General features: G+C 45.8%; 10 protein-coding genes. 5 read left to right on the plus strand and 5 right to left on the minus strand.

What is annotated here, in order from left to right; translation table 11 throughout:
- Nucleotides 1–404 precede the first annotated feature (404 nt).
- The 3 genes from rsfS to JUI58_RS01905 are packed head-to-tail and all read left to right on the plus strand — an operon-like array spanning nt 405 to nt 2,322.
- The gene (rsfS, locus tag JUI58_RS01895) at nt 405–836 is read left to right on the plus strand and encodes a ribosome silencing factor (protein ID WP_204102049.1); all 432 of its coding nucleotides are present in this window, start codon (nt 405–407) and stop codon (nt 834–836) included.
- On the plus strand, nt 837–1,343 hold the full coding sequence (locus JUI58_RS01900; protein WP_204102050.1) for a CGLD27 family protein: 507 nt from the start codon (nt 837–839) through the stop codon (nt 1,341–1,343).
- A 25-nt stretch (nt 1,344–1,368) separates the two neighbouring features.
- The gene (locus JUI58_RS01905) at nt 1,369–2,322 is read left to right on the plus strand and encodes an asparaginase (protein WP_204102051.1); all 954 of its coding nucleotides are present in this window, start codon (nt 1,369–1,371) and stop codon (nt 2,320–2,322) included.
- Between the two features lie 50 nt (nt 2,323–2,372).
- Here JUI58_RS01905 and JUI58_RS01910 read toward each other — a convergent pair whose 3' ends face one another.
- The 3 genes from JUI58_RS01910 to JUI58_RS01920 all read right to left on the minus strand — a co-directional run bounded on the left by JUI58_RS01910 (nt 2,373) and on the right by JUI58_RS01920 (nt 7,143).
- The gene (locus JUI58_RS01910; protein WP_204102052.1) at nt 2,373–5,186 is read right to left on the minus strand and encodes a cation-translocating P-type ATPase; all 2,814 of its coding nucleotides are present in this window, start codon (nt 5,184–5,186) and stop codon (nt 2,373–2,375) included.
- 128 nt (nt 5,187–5,314) lie between these two features.
- Nucleotides 5,315–5,923: a methyltransferase domain-containing protein gene (locus JUI58_RS01915; RefSeq protein ID WP_204102053.1), complete on the minus strand. Its 609-nt coding sequence runs from the start codon at nt 5,921–5,923 to the stop codon at nt 5,315–5,317.
- A 14-nt stretch (nt 5,924–5,937) separates the two neighbouring features.
- The gene (locus JUI58_RS01920; protein WP_204102054.1) at nt 5,938–7,143 is read right to left on the minus strand and encodes a TetR family transcriptional regulator; all 1,206 of its coding nucleotides are present in this window, start codon (nt 7,141–7,143) and stop codon (nt 5,938–5,940) included.
- 178 nt (nt 7,144–7,321) lie between these two features.
- Between JUI58_RS01920 and JUI58_RS01925 the strand changes: the two genes are divergently transcribed.
- Both JUI58_RS01925 and JUI58_RS01930 read left to right on the plus strand, forming a co-directional pair.
- The gene (locus tag JUI58_RS01925) at nt 7,322–8,173 is read left to right on the plus strand and encodes an acyl-CoA desaturase (protein ID WP_204102055.1); all 852 of its coding nucleotides are present in this window, start codon (nt 7,322–7,324) and stop codon (nt 8,171–8,173) included.
- 103 nt (nt 8,174–8,276) lie between these two features.
- A complete protein-coding gene (locus JUI58_RS01930; RefSeq protein WP_204102056.1) occupies nt 8,277–9,317 on the plus strand; it encodes a hypothetical protein in 1,041 nt (346 codons plus the stop codon).
- 73 nt (nt 9,318–9,390) lie between these two features.
- Here JUI58_RS01930 and thrC read toward each other — a convergent pair whose 3' ends face one another.
- Together thrC and JUI58_RS01940 are read right to left on the minus strand one after the other, a co-directional pair.
- Nucleotides 9,391–10,446, minus strand: coding sequence for a threonine synthase (gene thrC, locus JUI58_RS01935; protein WP_204102058.1), 1,056 nt, complete (start codon nt 10,444–10,446; stop codon nt 9,391–9,393).
- Between the two features lie 236 nt (nt 10,447–10,682).
- Entirely contained in the window at nt 10,683–12,218 is a 1,536-nt protein-coding gene (locus JUI58_RS01940; RefSeq protein ID WP_204102057.1) for a DEAD/DEAH box helicase, read from the minus strand.
- Between the last annotated feature and the right edge of the window lie 674 nt (nt 12,219–12,892).

Below are 12,892 nucleotides of genomic sequence, written 5' to 3' on the forward strand. Positions count from 1 at the left end.
TATACTTTCAAACTTATTCTTTTTTCTTGGTTCGGCGCGCTGTTTTTGAGAACCCCGTTTCCGGTTGCTCTCTCAACCGCGCATTTACTAAGGTAGCCACTTTTTCTTTACCTGTCAACCCTTTTTGCGAAAATATTTTCCTCTCTACTTATCTTTTTTCCTGCATCCCCCTCATATCAACTCTTTCGGGTTTTAAAAAAACAGGAAATTCTTTTCGGAATTTTCCTGTTTTTGTCTTTCTAGTTTCTATGTTCTGGTTTCTATGGGCATTCTCTCCTACACATTAAGAAAAATTCCGTCTCATCCCCAGATAGAAACAATTACGTTACGATCCGGGGATAAGCGTCAATACCATGACCTTTGGAAATATATAGATAGATAAGACAAAATTAATTAATTTCTCTATGACACAACAAAACGCCAGCATCAATACGTTATCCCCTCTTTCGGTTGTATCTACTCCTCCTGAAGATTCTAGTTTCGCCATCGCCCGCATTATTGTGGAAGCGGCAGACGATCGCCAAGCGGGAGATATTCTCTTGCTCAACGTGACGGGAGTTTGTTACCTTGCGGATTATTTTGTTATCGCTACTGGCTTTTCCCGAACCCAAGTCCGTGCTATTTGTAATGCGATTGAAGATGCTGTTGAGGAACAACAGGAATGCCTTCCCCATCGCATTGAGGGGAAAGCTGAGGGAAGTTGGATCGTTCTTGACTATGGCGACGCGATCGCCCATATTTTGCTGCCAGAAGAGCGGGAATACTATAATTTAGAAGCGTTTTGGGGTCATGCTGAACGCATTGATTATCAATTCGATCGCGCAGCAGGGGAATAAATGAATAATGCCCATTCTTCTCTTTCTTCTTGTCCCGTTCCTATAGAGCAACAACCTCTTAATGAGTACGAACAGTTAAAAGAATCGTGGTTGTTTAATTGGGCCGTACAAAGTCCGTTTAAATATACGCGCAAGCTGGCGTGGGTGTGGGGACTGGGATGGCTGGTTTCTGGACCGATCGCCGCTACCAGTTTCCCTCCTGCTAAATCCCCTCTCAATTTTACCCTCGCTGCGGCTGGAGGCGCTTTGCTTTTTGTTGTTTTGCTGTTAACACATCTTTATTTTGGTTGGTCTTATATTTGCGATCGCCTCTACCGAGAAACTGTGACTTATGAGGAATCAGGATGGTATGACGGGCAAATATGGCAAAAACCTCAAGATGTTCTTTTGCGGGAAAGGTTGATTGTAACTTATCAAGTTAAGCCAGTTCTCGATCGCCTCAAGAAGACCTTCGCGGTTTTAGCAGCTTTTATAGCGCTTGGTAGTGTAACGTGGATCGTTGTTTAAAAAAAATCTGTTTAAAGAAAATCTTATGACTCGAGGAATGCGAAATCACGCGCCAGAACTAGAAGTTCAACTCTTAAGGGAAGGAATTGTTGAATCTATCCATCATGTTACAGCAATTGTCAGCGACGATCGCGGGCGAATACTTTCTCTAGCAGGAAGCATAGAAACCAATACTTTTATTCGTTCTGCCCTTAAACCCTTTCAAGCTCTTGCCGTTACATCAACAGGTACACTTGAACGTTACAATCTTAATGATAAAGACTTAGCTATCATGTGCGGCTCTCATCAGGGTAGCGTAGAACACGCCCGACAGGTCTTTAATATTCTCTGGCACTGCGATATTGAGGCTGATGCGCTACAGTGTCCAACTCCAAAAGGGAAAAAAAGCCCTCTCCAGCACAATTGTTCTGGAAAACACGCTGGAATGTTGGCGGTTTCTCAGCAACGTCATTTTCCCTTAGATAATTATCTCCATCGTTCTCATCCCATTCAAAAACTAATTATTGGTAAAGTTGGAGAATTGTTAGGAATGCCTGCGGATGAATTTATTCGCGCTCGAGATGACTGCGGTGCGCCAACTTACTCGATGCAAATGGGGCAAATGGCCTCTCTTTATGCAAAGTTAGCTTCTGGGAATAACTTAGATTTAGAGCGGATTTTGCGAGCCATGACGTACCATCCTCGCATGGTAGCTGGAGAGGGTGCATTTGATACAGAGTTGATGCGATTAACGGAAGGTGAATTAGTGAGTAAGTCTGGTGCGGAAGGGATACAGTGTGTGGGAAGAGTGGGGGAAGGAATGGGACTGGCTTTAAAGGTACGAGATGGGGCAAAACGCGCCAAATATGCAACAGCGATTCATCTCTTATTACAATTAGGCTGGTTAACCCCTTCTGTTGCGGAAAACTTAGCAGAACAATTTCTCAAAATTGATGATTATAAGCGTTTAGAAGTTGTAGGAGAGTTATCCATGATTTAATGAACTTGTATCAATAATTCAGGATTGAGTTTATAACCAGAGCTTTTTTGCTAATGTGTTCTCATTTTCCCTTGGAAAAACTTGCGGACAAAGAGTTTTTCCATTTCTACCCAAACAAACATCAAACTACTAAATCCCAAACAAAGTAATAATTGTTCTCCGCTTAACACTTGCGTGCCAAAGAATTCCCGTAGAAAGGGAACATAGACGATCGCCAACTGTAAAGCGGTTGTCACCAAAACTGCCCATAATAAGGAAGGATTGCTAAAAAGATTCATTTCGATAGTTAAACGAGTAAAAGACCGTGCCGCGATCGCGTGTCCCATTTGTGCTAAACAAAGTGTCGTAAAAACCATTGTTTTCCAACTTTCCGGGTTATCTGTTCCTTGGGTCTGGTGATAGGATAATACCATCAGAGTAATGCTGAAAATGCTAAAAATGATCCCAATTCGTACAATATACGAACCCAAGCCTCGAGCAAAAATGCTTTCATTGGGACTATGAGGAGGCTGTTTCATGATATTAGGAGAAGCGGGTTCTACGGCTAAAGCTAGGGCGGGTAAACCATCGGTAACGAGGTTCATCCAGAGAATTTGGAGTGGCGTGAGAGGCACTCCCGATAAGCCTAAAATCGGGGCAGAGGCGATCGTAATAACTTCCCCAACATTACTCCCCAAAATATATTTAATAAAGCGGCGAATATTATCATAAACCACTCGCCCTTCCTCGGTTGCAGCGACGATGGTGGCAAAATTATCATCCAAGAGAACCATATCGCTGGCTTCTTTGCTCACATCTGTCCCTGTAATCCCCATTGCAATGCCGATATCAGCCTGTTTGAGGGCGGGGGCATCATTCACCCCATCTCCTGTCATGGCAACAAAGCGGTTACGGGCTTGCAGGGCGCGGACGATACGGAGTTTATGTTCTGGGGATACTCTAGCGTAAACACTGACTTTTTCCACGGCTAACTCTAGGTCTTGTTGGGAAAGTTTTTCTAATTCTTGTCCTGTTAAAGTGAGGCAATTTTCGTCAGCAATACCGAGTTCTTTGGCGATCGCCTGCGCTGTTAAAGGATGATCCCCAGTAATCATAATTGGACGAATGCCTGCATCCTTACTGCGCTGTACTGCGAGGGCAACTTCTGGGCGAGGTGCATCGATCGCCCCAGTTAGCCCCAACCAAATCATCTCTTGTTCGGGGTCATCTTCTTCGTTAGGAGTTTGGGGGAGTTCGTCTAAAACCTTGTAAGCAAACCCTAAAACCCGCAACCCTCGCGCTGCCATTTGATTGTTAGCATTGAGAATTTCGTGACGGCGATCGGGGGTGAGAGATTCGGTTTCATTCCCTAACTGGTAAGATTGACAACGACCGAGGAGAATTTCCGGCGACCCTTTGCTAAATAAGCTGTAAGATTCTCCATATTCGGAATCCAAACAAATAACACTCATGCGCTTGCGTTCGGAAGAAAAAGGGAGTTCGTCAACGCGCTGAAAGCGAGATTTGAGGCTTTCTTGTTCCAAACCTGCTTTTCCTCCTAAAGTTAGCAAAGAACCTTCTGTGGGATCGCCTAAAATCTGCCATTTGTTGTCTTCATAACGCAACAGAGAATCATTACAAAGGACGGCAGCGACAATTAGGGCTTGCAGTTCGGGGCGATCTGGGGAGGCGATCGCCTCTCCTTCTTGGAAAAATTCCCCTACAGGTTCGTAACCTTCTCCCGTAACGGGAAACGATCCCCTCGCTGTCTCTACTTCCCGAACAATCATTTTATTTTGGGTCAGAGTTCCAGTTTTGTCGGAACAGATGGTGTTAACGCTACCTAACGTTTCTACAGCCGGGAGTTTGCGGATCAGGGCGTTACGCTTGACCATGCGCTGAGTACCGAGGGCGAGGGTAACGGTAATGACGGCGGGCAACCCTTCTGGCACAACTGCTACCGCCATACTGAGGGAAATTTCCACCAGTTCTCGCAGGGGACTCCAATTCCCTGCTTTGAGAATTCCGATCGCAATAACCAAGGCCACTAATACGAGGGAGCCAGTAACGAGAACGTTCCCTAATTGGGTCATGCGCTTCTGTAAGGGGGTTTTCTCGTTTTCGACTCCTTGAATCATTTTGGCGATTTTCCCCAATTCTGTCGCCATTCCTGTGCCAGTAACGACAACTTTGCCTCGCCCCTGCACCACTTCTGTCCCAGAAAACACCATATTGACGCGATCGCCTAATGGGGTATCGGCGGCTAAAGCTGTTGTGACGCGCTTATTGGCGGACTCTGACTCTCCCGTTAAAGTAGATTCTCTAATCTGTAAATTGGCGGCTTCCAGGAGTTGCCCATCGGCGGCCAGTTGCACCCCCGCTTCTAACAAGAGAATATCGCCTGGCACAAGATCCGGTGCATCAATTTCCCGAGTTTGTCCCTCTCGCACTACTCGCACCCGAGAAGAAGCCATTTTCTTTAAAGCAGCGAGGGCGGCTTCTGCGCGGACTTCCTGCACATAACCTAAAATCCCGTTAAGAATGACGATAAAGAGGATGGCCGCCGTATCTTTAAAGGGGAGTCCGCTTTTGAGTTCGCCACTTTGCAACGCAAGAAAATCCAAAATCCCGGCGATAACAGCAACGGCCATCAGCATTAACAGCATGATATTGCTAAACTGATCGAGAAAAATTTGCCAGCGCGTGCGTTGGGCTGTTTCTTGGAGTTCGTTGCGTCCGTAGTAGCGCGATCGCGCCTCCACTTCTGTTGCACTCAAGCCGCGATCGGCATTGCTTTTTAAGGTTGTTAGTGTTTCATCTGCACTGTAGGTGTGCCAGTCTCGAGTCAGATCGGGCCAAGAAGCGGTCGGGGTTGATAGTGTCACGGATATCCAGGGAAAGACGATCGATTTATCAATTATCAAGGAAAAATCGCTTTATTGTGGCGATCGCTTTTCTTATCTTTAGTTTGCGATCGCCAATTTATGATCGAATATAAATCATGTCCAAACAGTTATAAGCGCCGAAACTGTCCGAAATGTTCCTCTCCCTGACGTTTGGGATGAGAATTTTCTAGGGGATCGAGAGATAATATTTCAAAAGCGGATTCAAAATAGCTGCAAATTTCTTCTGGAGTTGAACCGAAAGGCGGTCCCCCAGGGCGAGAATGAGTAAAAAATATGCCCAATAGTATTCCCTTGGGTTTAAGCAGCGATCGCGCAACTTCGACATAGCGATCGCGCTGTTCGGGTAAAATGGCGCAAAAGCAAGTATGCTCGACAACGTAATCAAAAACTCCCGCAAATTCTTCCGATAAGGCGAAGATATCTCGTTGCAAAAACTCTGCTTTTAAATTAATCTCTTGGGCGCGTTGTTTGGCGATGGCGATCGCGGAGGGAGCAAAATCAAATCCTGTTACCTCAAACCCCATTTTTGCAAATAAAAGGGCATCATTTCCGGTTCCACACCCTAAAATTGCAATTTTTCCCGATTTGGGGGAGATAGAAGAGTCAAGTAAATCTACAAAAGCAGGGGCAGGTTGCTTTAAATCCCAAGGAGTATCCTGGTTTTGATAGCGATTGTCCCAAAAAGGCGATCGTGTCGTCTCGTTATTTTGTTCCATAATAAAATAGCAGGTCAAGGTTTGCGATCTAATAGTGTTGCTTCTTCAATAGCTGCTTTTTCTTTGGCTCTACGGGCATAGGGTTGTAATTGTATCAATTCTAGTCCTGTCAGAATGCTTAGATTTTCCAAACTCATGCCTCGCATTAACATTTCTACACACCAGGTTTGTTGCGCCCGAGGGATCGCGGGAATTTCGCCTTCGGTTAATCCTTCTAACCAGATTTGCCAGCGTTTTTGGATCTCTAATGCAGACATGGGTTTGTTTTCCTCGTTGAGAAACAGAGATAACGCTTTATCTTTACGACTTTTTAACCATTTAGTGAGAGGATTGTTGGTATAAGAACCATAACGCTTGCCTAAAATCCATTGATTGACGGGAACTTGTCGCAGGCGATTTGCAACCGTGACTTGCAAAATATGTTGGTTTTTGTTACAAATTTGTTGCGTTTTCTCTAAACTGGCAATTTCTCTGGGGGATAATCCTGCCCCAAAAAGAAGATAGGCGATCGCGCTATCTTGTAAGCTGGATTTTTTGGCCTGCTGTAAGATGTTATGCACTAAAGTTGTAGGCAGATCGAGGATTTTTGGTGCGATCGCCTTGTCGCCATCGGGTGCCAATGAAATAGTAGTATCTGAGACAGTAGTGCTTGCAAATAAATCCACCAAACTATCTAGAAAGTCCTCGCGATCGCGCCAAAGTTCCTGAAATTCACTGGTAAAGGCGATCGCTGCATAGCCAATTAATGCACTCATCCATAAGCTGGAAAGGCGATCGTGGGGAATTTGGCTTTGAGGAAGGGCGATGGCAAAATAGTTGACAATACTACGATTGACCTCTGCAAGGCGTTTCCCGATCGCTTGGCGATTTTCATCAGGATATTGATCGGCTTCCCCGATCAGCGAGCGAAATAGCTCCGGCATTTGCTCTAATGAATGTAAGTTATAACTTGCATACTCTTTTAAGGACAGTTTTCCTGATTCAGATGGCTCAAATCCTTGCAGTAAAGTCTTTCCCAGATTAACAAAGGTGGGAGATTCTTCGATAACGGCGAGAAGTAGCCCGTGTTTATTGCCAAAATGACGAAAGAGGGTGACTTCGTTTACCTCCGCTAAATTGGCGATTTGGCGAGTAGTCGTATTGCTGATACCTTGAGAAACAAAGAGTTCTAGGGCAGCTTGAATTAAGCGATCGCGGGTTGATAGAGATTGAATTGACATAAAAATGTAAGTATAGCTTGCATTTTCTAGGGGGAGTTGTTAGGATGGTAGCGTGCAAGTAAAACTTACATTTTTACTCTAACACCGACTTGTCCCCTCACTCCATCTTTTTAGGTGGAGAGAAAGGGAGCAAAAAACAGTTTCCTTCGTTTTTTCTGCTCGTTTTAAGGATGCTTTTATGAATTCACAATCTGTTGCTAATGCACCTCAGAGTAATAATTCTCTAACCCTAAATTGGACTTATATCCTCTTTTTTGGTGCATTCCATGCCCTTGCCCTGTCTGCGTTGTGGTGTTTCTCCTGGCAGGCTTTAGGAGTCGCAATTTTTCTGCATTGGCTTTGCGGGGGAATTGGCATTTGTTTGGGCTATCATCGTTTATTGAGTCATCGCAGTTTTGAAGTTCCCAAGTGGTTAGAATACACGATCGCCACCTGTGGAGCCTTAGCAATTCAAGGAGGTCCGATCTTTTGGGTTGGAGGACACCGACAGCACCACGGTTATACCGAGGATGTTCAGAAAGATCCCTATTCTGCGAAGCGGGGATTTTGGTGGAGTCATATACTCTGGTTGCTTTACCCAAAACAGGAAGCCTTTGATAAGGAATATTACAGCAAATACGCCTCAGATTTACTGCGTCAACCTTTTTATCGCTGGCTCGATCGCTACTTCTTATTATTGCAAGTGCCTCTTGCAGTGCTGCTCTACGCTTTCGGCGGTTGGTCTTTTGTCATTTACGGAATTTTCTTGCGATCGGTTGTATTGTGGCATTGTACTTGGTTTGTGAACTCCGCAACGCATACATGGGGCTATCGCACTTTCTCTTGTGACGATAATTCTCGTAACCTTTGGTGGGTCGCACTTTCAACTTATGGTGAAGGTTGGCACAATAACCATCACGCTCATCCGCGATCGGCTCAGTCTGGTTGGCGTTGGTGGGAAATTGATGTCACGTGGTACACGATTCAGTTACTCGATCGCCTCGGGTTAGCGAAAAAGGTTCGTAAAATTCCCATGAGCCAAACAAGTTAAAGAATATTAGAACTTACGCAGTTAGGGAGCAAGACTCGCCCTAACTGCGTAAGTCATAAATATGTAATAATAGTGCGACTGTCCCCTCGATTTGCTCTTCCCTATGGTTCAGTCCTTCCCTCCTCCATCTACCGAAGAAATCGTAGAGGCACTAGAAACCCCTACAGATTTTAACTTCCAACTCCCCGATCCTGAAGACGAGGATATTCAAGAACACGATTTTCAACAGCAACTCGATCGCATTTGGAAAGTTTGCGAACAGTTTGACCTACAGACGGATATTTGGCGAGGGCGAATTTTGCGATCGGTGCGCGATCGCGAGAAAAAAGGAGGAGATGGAAGAGGGACGGGGTTTATTAATTGGCTGAAGAAGCGGGAAATTACGAAAAGTCAGGCTTATGCGTTGATTCAATTGGCCAATAGCGCCGATACTCTGGTTGCGGAAGGACAACTCGATCCCGAAGCCATTAATAGATTTAGCAAACGGGCATTTGTCGAAACCGCAAAATCGTCTCCAGAGGTACAGAAAATGGTCTCAGAAGCCGCTTTAGGGGGCGATCGCATTACGCGACGAGAAGTGAAGCAATTGGCGGATGAATGGACAGCCATGAGTTCGGAATTACTGCCTGATGAAGTCAAAGAAAAAGCCTCAGAGGGGGGACTTCCACCGCGCCATCTCGCGCCTTTAGTCCGGGAAATGGAGAAGTTACCCGATATTCATTTGAAGGAGATGCAGCGAGAAATCGCCGCAAATCCCGATATTGACACGGTGAAAAATCTCACTTCTTCTGCCAAAAATCTTTCCAAATATCTCGATGCAGCCGCGCGGGTACAAACCTTGAAAAAAGGCTCAGTTGACATCGAAATGGCGCTAGAAGAAGCCTTACGCATCGATTGTTTGAATACTGCCGCCGATATTGTTAAACAAGCCACCAGCCTCGAGCAAATGGCAGCGAAACTCTTTACCACTTGGAAGCGTTTAAGTAACCTTGCCGATCGCCTTTATGTCGATACAGGAGCCAGTAATCCCAACCTGCGATCGATGTTAACCTGTTTGGAAAGTCTAACAGGAGAAACCATAGAAGTACAATTGGATGATGCAGGAGAAAAGATTGTTCGCTTGAAAGTGATTAGCGAAGAATAAGCAATGATACGACTTCTCACAATTCCTCCTGCAACACAAATATCGGGGAAACACCAAGCGATCGCGCTAAATATTAAAAGCCCATTACCTTAGCAATACTTTCTAAATCCGATCCAACCCCAGAATGAATTTTATTGTGACTATATTCGATCGCCGCATCGGGATCTTTTAAGCCATTTCCGGTTAAGACACAAACAATAGTCGCCCCTTCAGGGATTTGTTCTTTCACTTGTAGCAATCCTGCCACAGAAGCCGCACTAGCAGGCTCACAAAATACCCCTTCTTCCTTCGCCAAAAGCCGATAAGCATCTAAAATTTCCTCATCTGTAACGGCTTTAATTTCCCCCTTTGATTCCTGTTGTGCCGCGATCGCCTTTTGCCAACTGGCAGGGTTTCCCACTCGAATTGCCGTGGCGATCGTTTGGGGAGAAGCAATGGGATGTCCCAAGACAATAGGTGCCGATCCCGCCGCTTGAAAGCCCATCATTTTCGGTAAGCGGCTGCTAAATCCTTGTTCGCGGTACTCGCAAAATCCCATCCAATAGGCGCAAATATTGCCCGCATTACCCACAGGAATACACAACCAGTCGGGTGCATCTCCCAAATCGTCAATAATTTCAAAAGCGCCTGTTTTTTGTCCTTGTAAGCGATATGGATTGAGAGAATTAACTAAAGTAACGGGATAAATATCGGACATTTGCCGGACAATTTCCAAACAGCGATCAAAGTTACCTTCAATGGCAATCACTTCTGCACCGTACAAAAGTGCTTGAGCCATTTTCCCTAAAGCCACATAGCCATCGGGGACGATCACAAAAGCCCGAATTCCCGCCCGACGCGCATAAGCTGCCGCCGAAGCAGAGGTATTTCCCGTAGAAGCACAGATCACGGCTTTATCTCCAGCCTCTTTCGCCTTAGACAAAGCCATTGTCATGCCCCGATCTTTAAAACTTCCCGTTGGGTTTAACCCGTCGTATTTGAGAAAAATCTTGACATCTCGACCAATACGTTGCGCGATCGCCGGGGCTGGAATTAAAGGGGTATTGCCCTCGAGAAGGGTGACAACGGGAGTTGCATCGCTAACAGGCAAAAAAGCGCGATATGTTTCAATCAGACCACGCCAGCGCAAAACAGGGCGATCGGCGTTGTGATTGGGGTGAGAAACCGGGACAGCAGAAGGACTTAAAACCACAATTGACGTTAAATGACCAATAAAGAAAACCAATAAAGAAATAGGAAAGACGGATAATCCTATCTTTCCTATTGTGACATTTTTTTGCCTTGGGGATGGCAGAATCTTGAATCGATGATGAGAGTTGAGTTATATTCTTTTTCAACACTCATAAATTCAAACTTCTGCAATCTCTACTTGACCCGATCGGATAGTTGTACCTTTTTGGGCATTTCAAAACGATCGCGAGAGGAACGATCGTTGTTGCGATCGTGGTTGCGATCGTTGTTGCGATCGTTGTTGCGATCGTGTCGCTTATTCGACGGTCGGCGATCGCGATTATTACCGCCATTGCCTCCTCGTTTAACAGGCTTAGAAAAGTCCTCAGAAGGAACTTCCCAGTCTCCCTGCATCCAACTCGGACAGGACTGGTCGTAAACCATTTGCAAGGCCGCTGCCGCGATCGCATGGGGATCGTATTCTTCTCCCAATTCTTTCACGGTAGAGAGGAAAGAGGCCATGCGTTCTCCTGAGAGGGCTTCTTTCATTTGCTCTTTGAGTTTCTCTAGGCGGCGGGTTTCTACATCCGATCGCGAGGGAATGCGAGTGACGGGTAGTTTTTGATGCAAGCGATTTTCGATCCGTCGTAGTAAATGACGATCCATTGGTTGAATCAAAGAAATTGCCGTTCCAGTTTTGCCCGCGCGTCCCGTCCGACCGATACGGTGGATGTAAGTTTCCGAATTATCGGGGAGATCGTAGTTGATCACGTGGCTGAGATCCTGTACATCCAAACCTCGGGCGGCAATATCCGTTGCTACCACTAGGCGCACCTGACCATTACGAAAACGGTGTACTAGGCGTTCTCGCTGACTTTGACTTAAATCGCCGTGATATTCATCTACATTGTGTCCCGCCGATTGTAACTTGCTGGTGACTTCCGCCGCCGCCCGCTTGGTGCGAACGAAGATAATACCGGCTTCCGGCTCTTCCATTTCTAGAATGGGCTGTAATGCCTTAATCTTTGGCCAGCTTCGGGGGATATTATAGATTCGCTGTTCGATACGAGACGGGGCCGCTTTGGTCTGTTTCGCGGAAACCGTGGTGGGGGATTTGAGGAAGCGATCGATTAACTTGCGAATTTCTGCGGGCATTGTTGCCGAGAAACAAGCTGTACAGCGTTCGTCAGGGGTTTGTCTGAGGATTTTCTTGACATCATCGATAAAGCCCATGCTTAACATTTCATCGGCTTCATCCAATACGACCCAGCGTAAGGTATCTAAACGCAGATCCTTGCGATCTAACAGGTCAATGACCCGCCCAGGGGTGCCGACAACAATCTGGATCCCCCGTTGCAAACTGCGAATTTGCCGTTCGATGGACTGACCCCCGCACACGGTCAGAACTCGCAGGCGATCGCGGTTCTGAGAGGGTTTATTGTTGCCCCAAAAATCATCGATCGCTTGGGTGACTTGTTGTGCCAGTTCCCGCGTGGGAGTCAGAATCAAAGCCTGAACTGTCCGAGCGTTGGGATCGATTTGCTCGAGAATGGGCAGCGAAAAGGCTGCTGTTTTACCGGTTCCTGTCTGTGATTGTCCTACTACATCTTGTCCTGCCAATAATATAGGAATGGCTTGCTCCTGAATTTCCGTCGGCTCTTCAAAACCAATTGCTTCGAGTTGCTCGATGCGTATATCGGACAGTCCCAGACTTTTGAACGAAATTGTCATATATAACTCGTTATGTTTTTCGTTGGCTATTAGTTTACGAAACTTAATTAATTTTGGGAATAGTCAATTGGCGATTAATTGGCGATCAATTGGCGATCGCTTTAATTGCGCTGATGGCGATCTGAGAGGCTAACCTCCGACTCTGTACAATACCGAGATAATTTCCCGATACCGCACTGGCGGGTTTGTTTATCTAGATTTGTTGACATGACGCTACATCTTCCCCCGCAGGTTCTTGAATCAAAATTTTGCAGCGTTTGGTTTGGATGCCTACAGGAGAAGTGAACAGGAGCAGTGATTGATTGATCTGGCTCGATCGAGCGGTATTGTATTCCCCCAAAACAGCGCGATCGAAAAGTAATTCTCGCTAGTGACATCCCGCTATACTAACCGCAAAGCGAATGAGTATAGGCTTCTTGAAGATTCTCAGATCGTTTTAGAACAGTTCGTCAGAACCGCGAACTAAATTAAGTTTCGATCTCCAACCATCATACACCATTGTAAAGATTTTTGGCCTTAATTGACATCTCCCCGCTTTAAAAAGACGGGGATTCTGTGGTTAATCCACCGAAAGCGGGTTAAAACCGCGCTTTCGCCAAGTCTGTCAACAGACTCCTACATCCCTTGGCTAAAAAATAGCTGTGGACTTACATGGAAGTATTGTAACGCAAGAC

This window comes from Spirulina sp. CCY15215, from assembly GCF_016888125.1.
Lineage (GTDB): Bacteria > Cyanobacteriota > Cyanobacteriia > Cyanobacteriales > Spirulinaceae > CCY15215.

Bases quoted from the DNA above. Each gene is read 5' to 3' on its own strand.
- rsfS (WP_204102049.1), top strand. From the start codon at position 405: ATGACACAACAAAACGCCAGCATCAATACGTTATCCCCTCTTTCGGTT.
- JUI58_RS01900 (WP_204102050.1), top strand. From the start codon at position 837: ATGAATAATGCCCATTCTTCTCTTTCTTCTTGTCCCGTTCCTATAGAG.
- JUI58_RS01905 (WP_204102051.1), top strand. From the start codon at position 1,369: ATGACTCGAGGAATGCGAAATCACGCGCCAGAACTAGAAGTTCAACTC.
- JUI58_RS01915 (WP_204102053.1), bottom strand. From the start codon at position 5,923: ATGGAACAAAATAACGAGACGACACGATCGCCTTTTTGGGACAATCGC.
- JUI58_RS01920 (WP_204102054.1), bottom strand. From the start codon at position 7,143: ATGTCAATTCAATCTCTATCAACCCGCGATCGCTTAATTCAAGCTGCC.
- JUI58_RS01925 (WP_204102055.1), top strand. From the start codon at position 7,322: ATGAATTCACAATCTGTTGCTAATGCACCTCAGAGTAATAATTCTCTA.
- JUI58_RS01930 (WP_204102056.1), top strand. From the start codon at position 8,277: ATGGTTCAGTCCTTCCCTCCTCCATCTACCGAAGAAATCGTAGAGGCA.
- JUI58_RS01940 (WP_204102057.1), bottom strand. From the start codon at position 12,218: ATGACAATTTCGTTCAAAAGTCTGGGACTGTCCGATATACGCATCGAG.